Raw genomic sequence first — 14732 nt, 5'->3', positions numbered from 1 at the left:
CTCGACCGGCCTTCCGTGTTGCCGGGCGCGCACCATGCGTGTATGGGAGGCGCTTCGAGGAGCCCCTCGCGCGCGAGGACGGCCGCCGCGCGCGTGCGCGCAGACCCACGCACGACACGAAACGGACGCTCCGTTCCGGGAGCGTCGCCAGGAGCAGAAGCGTCGCGATGTCCACCACCTTCGACAAAGTCGCCGACATCATCGCCGATACGGCCGACATCCCGCGCGAGGAGATCACGCCGGAGAGCCACGCCATCGACGATCTGGGCATCGATTCGCTCGCCTTCCTCGACATCGCCTTCGCCATCGACAAGGCCTTCGGCATCAAGCTGCCGCTGGAGCAGTGGACGCAGGAAGTCAACGAGGGCAAGGCGCCGGCCGAGGAGTACTTCGTCATGAAGAACCTCGTCGCGCGCATCGACGAGCTCGTCGCGGCCAAGGGCGCGGCCTGATCGCTGCGCGCCCGGCGGCGCGCCCCACCAGGGATCGGCGAGCGCATGCGGCTCGAATATTTCGAGATGATCGACGGGGTCGTGTCGCTCGACCGGGAGGCGAAGCGCATCGTCGCGCGCTCGGTCGTGCCCCGCGAGAGCCCGGTCTTCGAGGGCCACTTCCCCGGCCACCCGCTCGTCCCCGGCGTGCTCCTCACCGAGACGATGGCGCAGGCCTCGGGCTACCTCGTGCTCGCGCTGATGGGCTACACGCACATGCCGTTCCTGATGGCGGTCGACAAGGCACGCTTCCGCACCTTCGTCGAGCCCGACGCCGTCCTCGACATCGAGGCCGCGCTCGTCCACGAGGGCTCCGGCTACGTCGGCACGAAGGCGAGGATCGCCGTCGGCGGCAAGCCGATCTGCGACGCCGAGCTGCGCTTCCGGATCATGCCCTTCCCGCCCGGCCTCGACGACCAGATGCGCGCCCAGGCCGCCCGCATCGGCCTGACGGAGGTCTCGGCATGAGCGGCGGACCGAACGAGCGCGACGTCGTCGTCACGGGCATCGGCCTCGTCTCCTGCGTGGGCGAGGGCGTGGAGGCGCATCTCGCGGCGCTGGCCGGCCTCACCGAGCCGGGACCCTGGGAGACCGAGCGCTTCGCGCCCTACCCGGTGCGCCCGGGCCCGGCGCTCGACCTCTCGACGCAGATCCCCAAGAAGTCCGACCAGCGCCAGATGGAGCCCTGGCAGAGGCTCGGCGTCTACGCCGCCGGCGCGGCGCTCGATTCGGCCGGCATCAAGGACGACGCGGAGCTGAAGGCGCGCACCCACGTCATCGTCGCCGCCGGCGGCGGCGAGCGCGACTACGACGTCGACGGCCAGGTGCTGACCGCCATGCGCACGCACGCGGCGCCCGACGTGCTGCTCAACGAGCGGCTGATGTCGGACGTGCGCCCGACGCTGTTCCTCGCCCAGCTGTCGAACCTGCTCGCCGGCAACATCGCCATCGTGCACGGCGTCACCGGCGCCTCGCGCACCTTCATGGGCGAGGAGCAGGCGGGCGTCGACGCGATCCGCATCGCCCACGCCCGCATCGCGTCGGGGCAGAACGACGTGTTCCTGGTGGGCGGCTCGTTCAACGCCGAGCGCGCGGATTCCATCCTCGCCTACGCGATGGGCAGGCTCGCCTATTCCGGCGCGCCCGCCGCCGTGGCGGACCGGACGGCGCCGGGCTTCGTGCTCGGCTCCGGCGGCGCCTTCCTCGTGCTCGAGGCGCGGGCGCATGCGCGGGCGCGCGGCGCGCGGGTCTTCGCCGAGATCGCGGCGGTGGGCTCGGCGCGCACCGGGCGCGGCGCGGGCGCGCTCGCCGAGACGCTCGGGCGGCTCTTCGACGAGACCGGCACGGGCGCCGACGCCCGCATCGTCTCCGGCGCACTCGGTCTTCCGTCCCGCGACGCCGAGGAGCGGAGCGTGCTCGCGGCGCGCGCGCCCGGCGCGGCGCCGATCGTCACGCAGGATCTCGTCGGCCACCTGATGGAGGCCCACGCCCCGGCGGGCGTCGCGCTCGCCGCCGGCCTGATCGCCACAGGCGAGGCCCGCGAGGCCGCCGTCACCAGCATCGGCCACCAGCGCGGCGCCGGCCTCGTCCGGCTGCGCGCGGGTTGAGCCGGATTCGAACGACCCCGAGGGACGAGCCATGGCCGAGCCGCGCTTCACGGACCGTTTCGGGCGACCCCTCGTCGCCGTCACCGGCATGGGGGTGATCACCTCGCTCGGCGAGGGCAAGGCCGCGAACTGGGCCGCGCTCACCGCCGGGCGCTCCGGCATCCACCGCATCACGCGCTTCCCCGTCGAGGGGCTGCGCACCACCATCGCCGGCACGGTCGACTTCGAGGGGGCGGAGGACTTCTGCGCCCCCAAGCTCTCCGAGCGCCTCGCCACCACCGCCGCGACGGAGGCCGTGGAGCAGTCGGGCCTTCCCCGGGGCGACTTCCCGGGCGCGCTCTTCGTCGCCGTGCCCCCCGTCGAGATCGAGTGGCCGCAGCGCCGTGCGCTCGCGGAGGCGTCCGGGCAGGCGGGGGACGTGACCTACGCCGACCTCCTGAAGGCCACCGAGACCGGCGCCTTCGCGGATTGGCACGACCTCTTCCTGTTCGGCACCGTGGCCGATCATCTGGCCGAGCGCTTCGGCACCCGGGGCTCGCCGATCTCGCTCTCGACGGCGTGCTCGTCGGGTGCGACCGCGATCCAGCTCGGCGTCGAGGCGATCCGCCGCGGCGAGGCACCCGCGGCGCTCTGCATCGGCACCGACGGTTCGGTCCACGCCGAGGCGCTGATCCGATTCTCGCTGCTCTCGGCGCTGTCGACGCAGAACGCCGTCCCCGAGGAGGCGGCCAGGCCCTTCTCGAAGAACCGCGACGGCTTCGTCATGGGCGAGGGCGCCGCCGCCCTCGTGCTCGAGAGCGCGGAGCACGCGCACGCACGCGGGGCGGAGATCCTGGGATATGTCATCGGCGCGGGCGAGAAGGGCGACGGCTTCCACCGCACCCGCTCCTCGCCGGACGGCGCACCCATCGTCGCCGCCATCGCCGCGGCGCTGGAGGACGCGGGCATCGGCCCCGAGGCGATCGACTACGTCAACGCCCACGGCACCGGCACGCCCGAGAACGACAAGATGGAGGCGATGGGCCTCATGGCCGTGATCGGCGAGCGGATGAGATCGGTGCCGATCTCGTCCAACAAGTCGATGATCGGCCACACGCTCACGGCGGCCGGCGCGGTGGAGGCGGTGGTCTCGCTGATGACGATCCGCGAGGGCGTGATCCCGCCCACCATCAACTACCGCGTCCCCGACCCGGCGATCCCGCTCGACGTGGTGCCGAACGTCGCGCGGGAGGCGAAGGTGGGCTGCGTCCTGTCGAACTCGTTCGGCTTCGGCGGCCAGAACACCTGCCTCGTCCTCTCGGCCGATCCCGCGTGACCCGAATGGAGCCCGCCATGACCGACCGGACCCGCATCCTCGTCACCGGCGGCGCCAAGGGCGTCGGCGCGGCGATCGTGCGCGCCATGGCGGCGCAGGGGCACGACGTCGTCTTCACCTACCGCTCCTCGGCCGATGAGGCGCGCGCGCTCGCCGAGGACGTCGCTGCGGCCAATCCCGGTGCCACGATCGAGCCGCGCCCCCTCGACCTCGCCGACAAGGAGGCGGTCGAGGCCTTCTGCGAGACCGTCGAGGGCGAGAGCTGGCTCGGCTTCGTCCACAATGCCGGCCAGAGCTACGACGCACTCGCCGCCATGATGGCGCAGGACAAGGCGGAAGCGGCGATGCAGGTGAACTTCTTCGCCTTCGCGCGGCTGTGCAAGGCGCTCGTGCGCCCCATGCTGCGCGCCCGCGCCGGCCGCATCGTCGCCATCGGCTCGGTGGCGGCGACCCAGGCGAACGCCGGCAACGCCGCCTATGCAGCCACCAAGGGCGCGCTCGCGGCCTATGCCCGCACGCTCGCCATGGAGACCGCCAAGCGCGGCGTGACGGTGAACGTCATCGCGCCGGGCTTCGTCGACACCGAGATGCTCGCGCCCTACGCGCCCTACCGCGAGAGCATGGAGAAGCAGATCCCCGCCGGGCGCTTCTGCCGGCCCGAGGAGGTGGCCGGGCTCGCCGCCTTCCTGATGACCCCGCCGGCGGCCTACGTCACCGGCGCGACGATCCCGATCGACGGCGGCCTCTCGGCCATGCTCGGCATCCACCGCTGACGCGGGCGCACGGCGGCCGCCGGCTGGAGCGCGGGCGCGCGAGCTGATAGCCTCCGCCGCCCCGAACGCGTCATCGAGGCCCGGTCATGACCCCCTTCGCCCTCTCCGAGGACCACGTCGCCATCCGCGACATGGCCCGCGCCTTCGCCGCCGAGAAGCTGGCGCCGCACGCCGTGCGCTGGGACGAGGAGAAGCACTTCCCCGTCGACGTCATGCGCGAGGCGGCCGAGCTCGGCATGGGGGGCGTGTACATCGCCGAGGACGTCGGCGGGTCGGGGCTCGGGCGGCTCGAGGCGGCCTTGATCTTCGAGGCGCTGGCCACAGGCTGCCCGACCGTGTCCGCCTACGTCTCCATCCACAACATGGCCGCCTGGATGATCGACCGCTACGGCTCGGACGCCCAGCGCCGGCGCTGGCTGCCCGGGCTCGTGATGATGGAGAGCCTCGCGAGCTACTGCCTCACCGAGCCCGGCGCCGGCTCGGACGCCGCCGCGCTGAAGACCCGCGCGCGGCGCGAGGGGGATTACTACGTGGTGGACGGCGTGAAGCAGTTCATCTCCGGCGCCGGCGTGTCGGACCTCTACGTCACGATGGTTCGGACGGGTGACGAGGGTCCCGGCGGCATCTCGACGCTCGTGATCGAGAAGGACACGCCCGGCCTCTCCTTCGGCGCCAACGAGCGCAAGATGGGCTGGAACGCCCAGCCGACGCGCCAGGTGATCCTGGAGGGCGCCCGCGTGCCCGTCGAGAACCGGCTCTCGGACGAGGGGATGGGCTTCAAGATCGCGATGGCCGGCCTCGACGGCGGACGGCTCAACATCGGCGCCTGCTCGCTCGGCGGCGCGGACGCGGCGCTGGAGAAGTCGCTCGCCTACGCCCGCGAGCGCCGCGCCTTCGGCAAGGCTCTCACGGACTTCCAGGCGCTGCAGTTCAAGCTCGCCGACATGGCGACCGAGCTCGAGGCCGCCCGCAGCTTCCTCTGGCGCGCCGCCGCCGCCCTCGACGCGGGCGCGCCCGACGCGGCCAAGCTCTGCGCCATGGCCAAGCGCGTCGCCACGGACCGCGGCTTCGAGATCGCCAACGAGGCGCTGCAGATCCACGGCGGCTACGGCTACCTCGCCGACTACGGCATCGAGAAGATCGTGCGGGACCTGCGGGTGCACCAGATCCTCGAGGGGACGAACGAGATCATGCGGGTGATCGTGGCGCGGGGGCTTGTGGGGCGGTGAGCATGCAGACGAACGACAAGAGTAAGCCCCGCGCGCTCGATTCCCGAGGGGAGAGGATCGGATCCCGAAGAACGGATTTCCCGTCCTGCGAAGCTCCAGACGTCGACCATTGACGATAATTGCAACTCAAGCTACATCGGCATGGCACCGAACGGGGAAGGCGCATGGCCAAGCTGGAGATCGAGAACATCGATGACGAGGTGCTGCGACGGCTCGAGCAGCGGGCGGGGGCAGAGGGGAAGCCGCTCGGCACGCTCGTCCGCGACATGCTCGCCGCCGCTGCGCCGCCGCGCCTCTCCATGGAGGAGAAGCTGGAGAGCATCCGCGAGATGCACCGCCGCCATGGCCCGTTTCCGAATCTGCCACCTCCGGAAGACGTGATCCGCGAGGCTCGATAGGAGCGATGATTGTTCTCGACGCGAGCGTGGGCGAAGTGCACCAGAACCGAGAGGGGACCAGCGAAACCGTTTCGCTGCTCCTGCCGCAGGAGCAGACCCGGCCGTGAGCGGGCCGGTCGAATCATGCCACATTGCCGTTTCCCTCTGGTGCGGCGTATCGTGATGGCTGTTCGGATCGACGGCATCGAGGGGGATGCGGGAAACTGGCCGAAATGCGGTAAGCACGGCGTCTCGCGCGACGAGATCGAGCATGTGCTCACGAACATCGAGTTTCGAATACCCGATCCATTCCCGCGAGAGGTACGTTATCGTACCGCGGGACGGACGCCGAACGGCCGTCACGTGTTCCTCGTGTTTACGTATCGCCAGCTCGGCGATCGGCTGCTTGTCCGTGCGGTGAGTGCACGTTACATGCACGAGAAGGAGGTGAAGGCCTATGAACGCGCCAAGAAAGCCCTGGCCCTCCCTCCCGAGCGACGAGGCGGCTGAGCGGTTCGTCGCCGAGGCGGACCTGAGCGAGTACGACTGGAGCCGGATGGAGCCCGTATTGCACGAGCTCTCTCCGCGCGATCCGACGATCGAACTGCCGCTGCCTCGTCCTCAGCTGGAACGGCTGCGCGTCGAAGCCGCCAAGCGTGGCGTCCCGACGGAAGTCTTCTTGCGTGAGCTGCTCGCACGCGCTCTGGCCACGCTGGAGCCATAGTAGCGATCGCGACCCCGCCCCCTCCCGTCCGCCATCATGACAGCCGCCCCCCGCAGTGCTATCCAATCCCCATGGCTGCGCGGCGTGACCAGGACGAGGGGGAAGCGGCGGGGGGCGGGCCGGCTCCCGGGGCCGTGCCCGTGGCCGTCGGCGGCGCGCGCGAGGCGCGCGTGCGTGCGGCGCTCGCGGGGCGGCCGCTCGTGCTCGTCGGGCTGATGGGCGCCGGCAAGAGCACGGTCGGGCGCCGGCTCGCCGTGCGGCTCGGCCTCCCCTTCCGCGACGCGGACACGGAGATCGAGGAAGCCGCCGGCATGTCGATCCCCGACATCTTCGAGATCTACGGCGAGGCGCATTTCCGCGATGGCGAGCGGCGCGTGATCGATCGCCTGCTGCGCGAGGGCGCCATCGTGCTCGCCACCGGCGGCGGTGCGTTCATGGACGACGCGACGCGGCGCGCGGTGGCCGAGAGCGGCGTCTCCGTCTGGCTCAGGGCCGACCTCGAAACGCTCATGCGCCGCGTGCGCAAGCGGTCCACCCGCCCGCTCCTGCAGAACCCCGATCCGGAGGGCACGATGCGCGCCTTGATGGAGCGGCGCTATCCGGTCTACGCCATGGCGGACGTCGTGGTGGAGAGCCACGACGGCGCCCACGAGGACGTGGTCGAGGCCGTCGTGACGGCGCTCGAGGCGCACCTCGCGATACATCCGGGAGACGCGCCGTGAGCGCAACCATCGCACCACCCGCCGACGCCCATGCCTCCGGCCCCGCCCGCGAGACCGTCCGCGTCGCGCTCGGAGAGCGCTCCTACGACATCCTCATCGGCCGCGGCGTGTCCGCCGAGGCGGGCGCGCGCGCCGCGGCGCTCGGCGCGCGCGCCGTCGCCCTCGTCACCGACGACACCGTCGCCGACCTCCACGGGGAGGGGGTGCGCGCGCGGCTGGAGGAGGCCGGGCTGCGCTGCGAGACGATCACCGTGCCCGCGGGCGAGGGCTCGAAGGGCTACGCCACGCTGGCGCGGGTCTGCGACGCGATCCTCGCCTCGCGGATCGAGCGCGGCGACCTCGTCCTGGCGCTCGGCGGCGGCGTGGTGGGCGACCTCGCGGGCTTCGCCGCCGCGATCGTGCGGCGGGGCGTGCGCTTCGTGCAGGTGCCGACGACGCTGCTGGCCCAGGTCGATTCCTCGGTCGGCGGCAAGACCGGCATCAACTCCGCCCACGGCAAGAACCTCGTCGGCGCCTTCCACCAGCCGAGCCTCGTCCTCGCCGACACGGCGCTGCTCGACACGCTGCCCGCGCGCGAGCTGCGGGCGGGCTACGCGGAGGTGGTGAAGTACGGCCTCATCGACGACGCCGCCTTCTTCGCCTGGTGCGAGGCGAACGGGCCCGCCGTCCTCGCCGGCGGGCCGGAGCGCGAGCGCGCCGTCGCCCATTCCTGCCGCTCCAAGGCGGCGATCGTCGCCCGCGACGAGCGCGAGGAGGGGGACCGGGCGCTGCTCAACCTCGGCCACACGTTCGGGCACGCGCTGGAGCGGCTCGCGCGCTACGACCCCGCGATCCTCGTCCACGGCGAGGCGGTGGCCGCGGGGCTGGCGCTCGCCTTCCGATTCTCGGCGTATCTCGGCCTGTGCGCGCCCGCCGACGCCGAGCGGGTCGCGCGCCATCTCGCCGCGAGCGGCCTGCCGACCACGTTCGGAGCGTTCGCTGGCCTCGCGCCCGACCCCGAGCGCCTGCTCGACGCGATGGCGCAGGACAAGAAGGTCGTCGCCGGGCAGCTGACCTTCATCCTGGCGCGCGGCATCGGCGCGAGCTTCGTCGCGAAGGGCGTCGACGTCGCGGCGGTCCGCACCTTCCTCGCCCGTGAATGCGCGGGCGAGGCACCCGCGCCGGTCTGAGCGCGCGGGCCATCTCACGAGGAGAAACATGGACGGCTCGATCTGGGTCTCGATCCTGGCGGTACTCGCCTGCTTCGTCTTCTCGGGCTTCTTCTCCGGATCGGAGACGGCGCTCACCGCATCCTCGCGCGCGCGCATGCACGCTTTGGAGAAGGGCGGCGACAAGCGCGCCACGCTCGTCAACCGCCTGCTCACCGCCCGCGAGCGGCTCATCGGCGGCATCCTCATCGGCAACAACGTCGTCAACACGCTGGCCGCCTCGCTGACGACGGGCATCCTCCTGTCGATCTTCGGCGAGGTCGGCATCGTCTACGCCACGATCGTGGTGTCGGTGTTCGTGATCGTGTTCTCGGAGATCCTGCCGAAGACCGTGGCGATCAACTATCCCGACAAGGTCGCGCTGATCGTGGCCAAGCCGATCTCCTGGATCGTCGCGCTGTTCGGGCCGATCACGCTCGCCATCGAGGCCTTCATCCGGGGCCTGGTGAGCCTGTTCGGGCTCAAGCTCGGCGAGGACACGAACGTGCTCTCCGCCACCGAGGAGCTGCGCGGCCAGGTCGACCTCCTGCACAAGGAGGGCGGCGTCGCCAAGGCCGAGCGCGACATGCTCGGCGGCCTGCTCGACCTGCGCGAGCTGGCGGTCGAGGACGTCATGGTCCACCGCACGCGCATGCGCATGATCGACGCGGACCTGCCGCCGGACGCCATCGTGCGCGAGGTGCTGACCTCGCCCCACACGCGCCTGCCGCTCTGGCGCGGGCGCCACGAGAACATCGTCGGCATCCTGCACGCCAAGGACCTCCTGCGCGCGCTGGACGCGGTGGGCGGCGAGGCGGTGCGCCTCGACATCGACGCGATCGCGCTCGAGCCCTGGTTCGTGCCCGACCGCACGTCGCTGCGCGACCAGCTGCGGGCCTTCCTCACGAAGAAGACCCACTTCGCCCTCGTCGTCGACGAGTACGGCGAGGTGCAGGGGCTCGTGACGCTGGAGGACATCATCGAGGAGATCGTCGGCGACATCAAGGACGAGCACGACATCGCGGTCTCGGGCGTGCGGGTGCAGGTCGACGGGTCGGTCAACGTCGACGGCTCGGTGTCGATCCGCGACCTCAACCGGGTGATGGACTGGGCCCTGCCCGACGAGGAGGCCACCACCATCGCCGGCCTCGTCATCCACGAGGCGCAGCTCATCCCCGAGACCGGCCAGGCCTTCACCTTCCACGGCTTCCGCTTCCAGGTGCTGCGCAAGACGCGCAACCGCATCACGCTGCTGCGGATCAGCCCGCTCGACCTGCTCAAGCCCCGCCGCGGCACGGCGACCGCCGCGGAGTGAGCGGTCTCACGCGCGGGTGAGCCGCTCGAAGCGCCAGGCGAGGGCGGCGACCGTGCCGGTGTCGAAGGCGACGACGATCTGGCAGGACTTGCGGGCGCCGTCGGTGGCCGAGAGGTAGAGGCTCTCCTCGAGCCGCGCCTCGAGCCGCGCGCCCTCGGCGCCCTCGGCCGCGTCCGTCTCCAGCACGAACTGCCAGGTCTCGCCGTTCGAGAGCCCGAGCAGCACGACCCGCCCGCCCTGGGTGCGGCGCGCGCGCACGCTCGGGTGAAGATGGAAACGCAGCGCCGCCGGCGCGCCGGACACGCCCCCGCTCGTGGGGACGAGCCGATCCCGGCCCGCGAGCCCGTCTCCCGCCGGCGAGAGCGCGAGCCGGCGCTCGTGCACGAGGTCGAAGGCGGCGGCCCAGCCGTCGTGGCGGGCCTCGAGCACGAGCGGCTCGGGCCGCTTTGCCTGGACCTCGCCGGCGCCGGCGACGAGGAGCGTGCCGAAGCGCCGTTCCAGGAAGGCCGCGGGCAGCCGCCCGAGGCCCCGCGCGTCGCGCGTGAAGCGCCCGCAGGACGCCCGGTCGAGGGTGATCGTCGAATGCGCCGCCGTGTCCCGTGCCGCCCGCGCCAGCGGATCGGCGTGCTCGCGCGGGGCGCCGAGGTTGACGACGAGCCGCGCCTCGCCCGAGGTCAGCTCGAAGGAGAGACAGCCCGCCGCCGCCTCGTGCGCCGCGAAGGGCAGCGGCGGCGCGCCGACGTCGGCGACGAGCACCAGCGCGCCCGCCTGCAGCCGCTCGTAGCCGGAGATCAGCCCCCGCTGCAGCGGGCTCGCGCGGCCCTCGTCGTAGAACAGGAGTGTCGTCAGGTGGTCGACCGGCGTCGAGCCGGTACCGTTGAAATGGCTCAGCGTCCCGTCGCCGTGGCGCAGGAGCCGCAGCATCGGCGGCATCCGGTCGATCGCGCGGATCAGCGCCTCGGGCGGGTCGACGCCGCGCGCGAGATAGACCTGCTTGAGCGGCAGGAGATCGAGCAGCAGATCGAGCACGGTGCGCGGATTGCGCCCGACATGGCCGCCGTCGGCGAGGACCTGCCGGTCGAGTTCGCGGGCGAGCACCTTGGTCGCGCCGCGCCCGAGCGTCTCGCAGCCCTCGCAGCACAGGCCGGCATAGGCGAGCGCGATCGCCGCCTGGAGCCGCACGATGGGACGCGGCGCCGCCCGGGCGGCGCGGGCGCAGATGGCGAGATCGCGGGCGAGGCCGCGCAGGAAGCGCTGGTAGAAGGCGTGGTCTGCGCCCTCCACGATCAGCGGCGACTGGCACAGGAACGAGATCGCCCGCCGCGCCGCCACCGACGGCTTGCGCAGCGCCGGCCCGTGCGCCTCGCGCAGGTACTCGTCGACGAGCGCGCGGGCGTTGGCGCGGGCGAGCGCGGTGTCCGCGGCGCGCAGGTGCCTGAGCCAGGAGAAGCCGTGCAGGATGTCGGCCCAGCCCTCGGAGGGCGGCTCCAGCGCGAAGGGCGAGCGCCCGCCGGTCGCCAGCGTGCGCCCGCCGAAGACGAAGTAGCCGGCGTAGATGTCGTCGGCGATCGTGGCGTCGCAGGTGCGCATGTCCGGCGGCACGATCACCAGGCGCCTGGGCGTGCGCGCGCGCAGGCCGCCGAGCCCCAGCAGGCTCGCGGTCTCGGCGCGCAACGTGCGCCCGGCTTCGCGCAGGGCGAGCCCAGTCAGTCGCCAGCGATCGGGCGCGTCGGTCACCTCTTCCCCCGTTCGAGGGTGCTCTCGTCGAGGGAACGCGCTCAGGGTTAATGCGGCGTTACCGGAACGGCGCGAACCGCACGCTTCAGCCCGACGCGAGCCGCTCGGCCACCGCCTCGCCGAGCGACAGCGCGGAGGTGAGTCCGGGGCTCTCGATGCCGAAGAGCGCCACGTGACGTGGCAGGCCGTGGGCGGCCGCGTCCGCGATCACGAAGTCCGCCGCCGGCTCGCCGGGCCCCGATAGCTTGGGGCGGATGCCGCAATAGTCGGCGGTCAACGCCCCGTCGGGGAGCGCGGGCCAGTAGCGCCGGATCGCGGCGTAGAAGCCCTGCGCCCGCGCCGGGTCGACGTCGTAGTCCTCCGCCTCGATCCACTCGACGTCCGGGCCGAAGCGCATGCGCCCGGCGAGATCGAGGGTCAGGTGCACGCCGAGCCCGCCGTCGACCGGCGCCGGATAGATCAGCCGCGAGAAGGCGGGGCGCCCCGAGCAGGCGAAGTAGGTGCCCTTGGCGAGGCGAAGCGGCGGGATCGCCGCCTCGGGGAAGCCCTCCGTGGCCCGCGCGATCGCCTGCGCGCCGAGCGCGGCGGCGTTGACGACGGCGTCGAAGCCGTGCGTCTCGCCCGCCACGGTCACATGCCAGGCGCCGTCCCCGAACGCGAGCCGCTCGATCGGGGTCACCAGCGCGAGCGCGCCGCCGTGGTCCTCGATCTCGCCCTGGAGGGCGAGCATCAGCGCGTGGCTGTCGACGATTCCGGTCTGCGGCGAGTGGAGCGCCGCCGTGCAGGCGAGCGCCGGCTCCATCGCGCGGGCTTCCGCGCCGGAGATCAGCGCGAGTTCCTCGACGTCGTTGGCCTCGCCCTGCGCGCGGATCGCCTCGAGCTTCGCGATCTCCGCCTCGCTCGTCGCCACGACGAGCTTGCCGAGCCGGCGGGCCGGCACGTTGCGCTCGGCGCAGTAGGCGTACAGCATCCGCCGGCCTGCGACGCAATGGCGTGCCTTGAGCGAGCCGGTGGGATAGTACAAGCCGGCGTGGACGACCTCGCTGTTGCGCGAGGAGATGCCGCCGCCGATGCCGGCCGTGCGCTCGGCGACGACGACCGCGTGGCCGCGGCGGGAAAGGGAGCGGGCGATGGCCAGGCCGACGACGCCGGCGCCGATGACGAGGATGTCCATGGGGCTCCTTTCGATGTCGCATCTTCAAGCGCAGCCGTCCGCGCCGCGCAAGCGCGCGGATGCCGGAACGGGGCGCGCGCATGCGCCGTTTGCGTCCATGGCCGGCGTTCATCACCGCATCACCGCCGCACGCGCGCTCGCGCCCCTCGCGCTCGTGCTCTGCATCTGGCTCGCGCCGGCGTCGGCCCGGCAGGCGGGCGGGGGCTGTGGCGCGGAGCGCGTCGTCGTCGTGGGCGACACGCTCACCAACGTCGCCCAGCGCTGCGGCGTGACACCCGAGGCACTGCTCGCGGCGAACCCCGGGATCCGCGACCCTGACATCCTGCCGCTGGGCTCGACGCTGGTGATCCCGGGCGGTGAGGCCGCGACCGGAGAGACCGGCGAGGGGGCCGCGCGGGCGCACTCCGGTCCCGCCGGCGAGATCGGCGGCGTCGCGCCCCTGCGCATCCTGCCCGTCGCCGGGCCGCTCGACGCGCGCGTGCGCCTCTTCGCCCGTGGGCTCCCGCCCGGCGCGCCGGCCCTGATCGGCGCCGGCTCGCGGCCCGACGCGCCGCTCTTCGTCACGCGCGCGCAGATCGACGCGACGGGCGTCCTCTCCCACGTCCTCGCGCTCCCCGCGTGGACCGCGGGGGAGATCGTCCACGTCGTCGTCGAGACGCCGATCGGCGGCCCCTGGCTGCGGGCCGAGCCCTGGCGGGCACCGGAGGTGCGCCCCTGAGGGCTCGCCCCGCGCCGCGGGGGCGTTGCGCGCGCCGGGGCCGAGGCGCTACAAGCGCGCGAGCGATCCAGAACCCGCCCCAGACGGCGCGACCCGGAGTGAGATCATGACCTCGAAGCTCGCGCGGCTGCGCGACATGACGGTGGTCGTCGCCGACACCGGCGACATCGAGGCGGTGCGCCGTCTCGCCCCGCAGGACTGCACGACGAACCCGACCCTCCTGTTCAAGGCGGTGAAGGACCCGGCCTACGCCCACATCGTGGAGGAGGCGCTCGGCTGGGGCCGGGCGCAGGGCGGACCCCGCGCGGCGTTGGTGGCCGCCGTGTGCGACCGGCTCGCGGTCTCCTTCGGCACGGAACTCGCCGGCATCGTCCCGGGCCGCGTCTCGACCGAGGTCGACGCGGACCTCTCCTTCGACACGCGGGCGAGCGTCGAGAAGGCGCGCGCGCTGATCGCGGACTACGCGGCGCGCGGCGTTCCCCGCGAGAAGGTGCTGATCAAGCTCGCCGCCACCTGGGAGGGTATCCGCGCGGCCGAGATCCTCCAGGGAGAGGGGATCGACTGCAACCTCACGCTCGTGTTCTCTCTCGTCCAGGCGGCGGCCTGCGCGGATGCGGGCGTGTTCCTGATCTCGCCCTTCGTCGGACGCATCCTCGACTGGCACGTGAAGGCCGGCGGCGGGCCCTACGACGCCGAGACGGACCCGGGCGTGCTGTCGGTGCGGCGGATCTACGCCTACTACAAGGCGCACGGCATCGGCACGGTGGTGATGGGCGCCTCCTTCCGCAACGCCGGCGAGATCGAGGCGCTCGCCGGCTGCGACCGGCTCACCATCTCGCCCGCCCTGCTCGAGGCGCTCGCCGCCGACGAGGGCGACCTTCCGCGCAGGCTCTCTCCCGACACCGTCGCGGGCGCGCCCGCCCGCATGAGCCTCGACGAGCGCGCATTCCGCCTCGCGCTCGTCGAGGACGCGATGGCCACCGAGAAGCTCGCGGAAGGAATCCGCGGCTTCGTCGCCGACGTGCGATCGCTGCGCGCCCTGGTGGACGGCGCGCTCGGCTGACTCCAGGACGGCCGCCCGCGCCCGGTCTGGTTCTCGAAGGTCGGCGGGTACCCCGGGGCGCCGGCCCGCATCGCCGGATGATCGTCGATCGGGATGGTCCGACGCGACACCGTCTTCGAGCGGTCCGACCTGGACGAGATCATGATCCGCACCGCAGGTGCGGACACCTCGAACAGCGTGCCCACCCTCGGCGCGCAACCGGGGGCGCGAAACCGGGGGTGCGAAACCGGGGCTGTGAAACCGGGGCCGAAAACGAAGAAGGCGGCCCGAGGCCGCCTGTCTGAATGCCTTGCCGAGCAA

Annotated in this window: 17 protein-coding genes; 15 read left to right on the top strand and 2 right to left on the bottom strand. The window is 72.7% G+C overall.

From position 1 onward, the window contains the following. Positions 1-167 precede the first annotated feature (167 nt). From AB9M23_RS19995 to AB9M23_RS19940, 12 genes are all read left to right on the top strand, one after another. Complete coding sequence (locus AB9M23_RS19995; protein ID WP_029030163.1) at positions 168-452, top strand: acyl carrier protein; 285 nt, start codon at positions 168-170, stop codon at positions 450-452. A 45-nt stretch (positions 453-497) separates the two neighbouring features. Further along, a complete protein-coding gene (locus AB9M23_RS19990; RefSeq protein WP_372426362.1) occupies positions 498-959 on the top strand; it encodes a 3-hydroxyacyl-ACP dehydratase FabZ family protein in 462 nt (153 codons plus the stop codon). After that, entirely contained in the window at positions 956-2098 is a 1143-nt protein-coding gene (locus AB9M23_RS19985; protein WP_372426361.1) for a beta-ketoacyl-ACP synthase, read from the top strand. Before AB9M23_RS19990 ends, AB9M23_RS19985 begins: the two co-directional genes overlap by 4 nt. A gap of 31 nt (positions 2099-2129) precedes the next feature. Further along, a complete protein-coding gene (locus tag AB9M23_RS19980; protein WP_372426360.1) occupies positions 2130-3413 on the top strand; it encodes a beta-ketoacyl-ACP synthase in 1284 nt (427 codons plus the stop codon). A gap of 5 nt (positions 3414-3418) precedes the next feature. After that, on the top strand, positions 3419-4186 hold the full coding sequence (locus tag AB9M23_RS19975) for an SDR family NAD(P)-dependent oxidoreductase (RefSeq protein WP_372426419.1): 768 nt from the start codon (positions 3419-3421) through the stop codon (positions 4184-4186). A gap of 86 nt (positions 4187-4272) precedes the next feature. Beyond that, positions 4273-5415, top strand: coding sequence for an acyl-CoA dehydrogenase family protein (locus AB9M23_RS19970; protein ID WP_372426359.1), 1143 nt, complete (start codon positions 4273-4275; stop codon positions 5413-5415). 164 nt (positions 5416-5579) lie between these two features. After that, on the top strand, positions 5580-5813 hold the full coding sequence (locus AB9M23_RS19965) for a FitA-like ribbon-helix-helix domain-containing protein (RefSeq protein WP_372426358.1): 234 nt from the start codon (positions 5580-5582) through the stop codon (positions 5811-5813). A gap of 162 nt (positions 5814-5975) precedes the next feature. Next, the gene (locus tag AB9M23_RS19960) at positions 5976-6302 is read left to right on the top strand and encodes a BrnT family toxin (RefSeq protein WP_372426357.1); all 327 of its coding nucleotides are present in this window, start codon (positions 5976-5978) and stop codon (positions 6300-6302) included. Further along, complete coding sequence (locus tag AB9M23_RS19955) at positions 6250-6516, top strand: CopG family antitoxin (RefSeq protein WP_372426355.1); 267 nt, start codon at positions 6250-6252, stop codon at positions 6514-6516. The genes AB9M23_RS19960 and AB9M23_RS19955 overlap by 53 nt, the downstream gene beginning before the upstream one ends. 71 nt (positions 6517-6587) lie before the next feature. Further along, complete coding sequence (locus AB9M23_RS19950; protein WP_372426354.1) at positions 6588-7238, top strand: shikimate kinase; 651 nt, start codon at positions 6588-6590, stop codon at positions 7236-7238. Further along, on the top strand, positions 7235-8407 hold the full coding sequence (gene aroB / locus AB9M23_RS19945; protein WP_372426352.1) for a 3-dehydroquinate synthase: 1173 nt from the start codon (positions 7235-7237) through the stop codon (positions 8405-8407). Before AB9M23_RS19950 ends, aroB begins: the two co-directional genes overlap by 4 nt. A 28-nt stretch (positions 8408-8435) precedes the next feature. Next, positions 8436-9740, top strand: coding sequence for an HlyC/CorC family transporter (locus AB9M23_RS19940; protein WP_372426351.1), 1305 nt, complete (start codon positions 8436-8438; stop codon positions 9738-9740). Between the two features lie 6 nt (positions 9741-9746). Here AB9M23_RS19940 and AB9M23_RS19935 read toward each other — a convergent pair whose 3' ends face one another. Both AB9M23_RS19935 and AB9M23_RS19930 read right to left on the bottom strand, forming a co-directional pair. Next, entirely contained in the window at positions 9747-11477 is a 1731-nt protein-coding gene (locus AB9M23_RS19935; protein WP_372426350.1) for a heparinase II/III family protein, read from the bottom strand. 85 nt (positions 11478-11562) lie between these two features. Continuing rightward, the gene (locus AB9M23_RS19930; protein ID WP_372426349.1) at positions 11563-12651 is read right to left on the bottom strand and encodes an NAD(P)/FAD-dependent oxidoreductase; all 1089 of its coding nucleotides are present in this window, start codon (positions 12649-12651) and stop codon (positions 11563-11565) included. Positions 12652-12748: 97 nt separating this feature from the next. Here AB9M23_RS19930 and AB9M23_RS19925 point away from each other — a divergent pair, with 97 nt between their 5' ends. The 3 genes from AB9M23_RS19925 to AB9M23_RS19915 form a co-directional block, all read left to right on the top strand. Further along, positions 12749-13369: a LysM peptidoglycan-binding domain-containing protein gene (locus AB9M23_RS19925; protein WP_372426348.1), complete on the top strand. Its 621-nt coding sequence runs from the start codon at positions 12749-12751 to the stop codon at positions 13367-13369. A gap of 106 nt (positions 13370-13475) precedes the next feature. Beyond that, positions 13476-14432, top strand: a complete 957-nt coding sequence (tal, locus tag AB9M23_RS19920; protein ID WP_372426346.1) for a transaldolase — start codon at positions 13476-13478, stop codon at positions 14430-14432. Positions 14433-14525: 93 nt separating this feature from the next. Next, on the top strand, positions 14526-14732 hold a 207-nt coding region (locus AB9M23_RS19915; protein ID WP_372426345.1), incomplete at its 3' end, for a hypothetical protein.

Source organism: Salinarimonas chemoclinalis (assembly GCF_041514305.1).
GTDB lineage: Bacteria > Pseudomonadota > Alphaproteobacteria > Rhizobiales > Beijerinckiaceae > Salinarimonas > Salinarimonas chemoclinalis.
The sequence above is the reverse complement of the archived record's forward strand: the minus strand, read 5'-3'. Positions and strand labels throughout refer to the sequence as shown.

Excerpts from the sequence above, each read along its gene's own strand:
- AB9M23_RS19995 (WP_029030163.1), top strand. The coding sequence starts at position 168 with ATGTCCACCACCTTCGACAAAGTCGCCGACATCATCGCCGATACGGCC.
- AB9M23_RS19990 (WP_372426362.1), top strand. The coding sequence starts at position 498 with ATGCGGCTCGAATATTTCGAGATGATCGACGGGGTCGTGTCGCTCGAC.
- AB9M23_RS19985 (WP_372426361.1), top strand. The coding sequence starts at position 956 with ATGAGCGGCGGACCGAACGAGCGCGACGTCGTCGTCACGGGCATCGGC.
- AB9M23_RS19980 (WP_372426360.1), top strand. The coding sequence starts at position 2,130 with ATGGCCGAGCCGCGCTTCACGGACCGTTTCGGGCGACCCCTCGTCGCC.
- AB9M23_RS19975 (WP_372426419.1), top strand. The coding sequence starts at position 3,419 with ATGGAGCCCGCCATGACCGACCGGACCCGCATCCTCGTCACCGGCGGC.
- AB9M23_RS19970 (WP_372426359.1), top strand. The coding sequence starts at position 4,273 with ATGACCCCCTTCGCCCTCTCCGAGGACCACGTCGCCATCCGCGACATG.
- AB9M23_RS19965 (WP_372426358.1), top strand. The coding sequence starts at position 5,580 with ATGGCCAAGCTGGAGATCGAGAACATCGATGACGAGGTGCTGCGACGG.
- AB9M23_RS19960 (WP_372426357.1), top strand. The coding sequence starts at position 5,976 with ATGGCTGTTCGGATCGACGGCATCGAGGGGGATGCGGGAAACTGGCCG.
- AB9M23_RS19955 (WP_372426355.1), top strand. The coding sequence starts at position 6,250 with ATGAACGCGCCAAGAAAGCCCTGGCCCTCCCTCCCGAGCGACGAGGCG.
- AB9M23_RS19950 (WP_372426354.1), top strand. The coding sequence starts at position 6,588 with ATGGCTGCGCGGCGTGACCAGGACGAGGGGGAAGCGGCGGGGGGCGGG.
- AB9M23_RS19940 (WP_372426351.1), top strand. The coding sequence starts at position 8,436 with ATGGACGGCTCGATCTGGGTCTCGATCCTGGCGGTACTCGCCTGCTTC.
- AB9M23_RS19930 (WP_372426349.1), bottom strand. The coding sequence starts at position 12,651 with ATGGACATCCTCGTCATCGGCGCCGGCGTCGTCGGCCTGGCCATCGCC.
- AB9M23_RS19925 (WP_372426348.1), top strand. The coding sequence starts at position 12,749 with ATGGCCGGCGTTCATCACCGCATCACCGCCGCACGCGCGCTCGCGCCC.
- tal (WP_372426346.1), top strand. The coding sequence starts at position 13,476 with ATGACCTCGAAGCTCGCGCGGCTGCGCGACATGACGGTGGTCGTCGCC.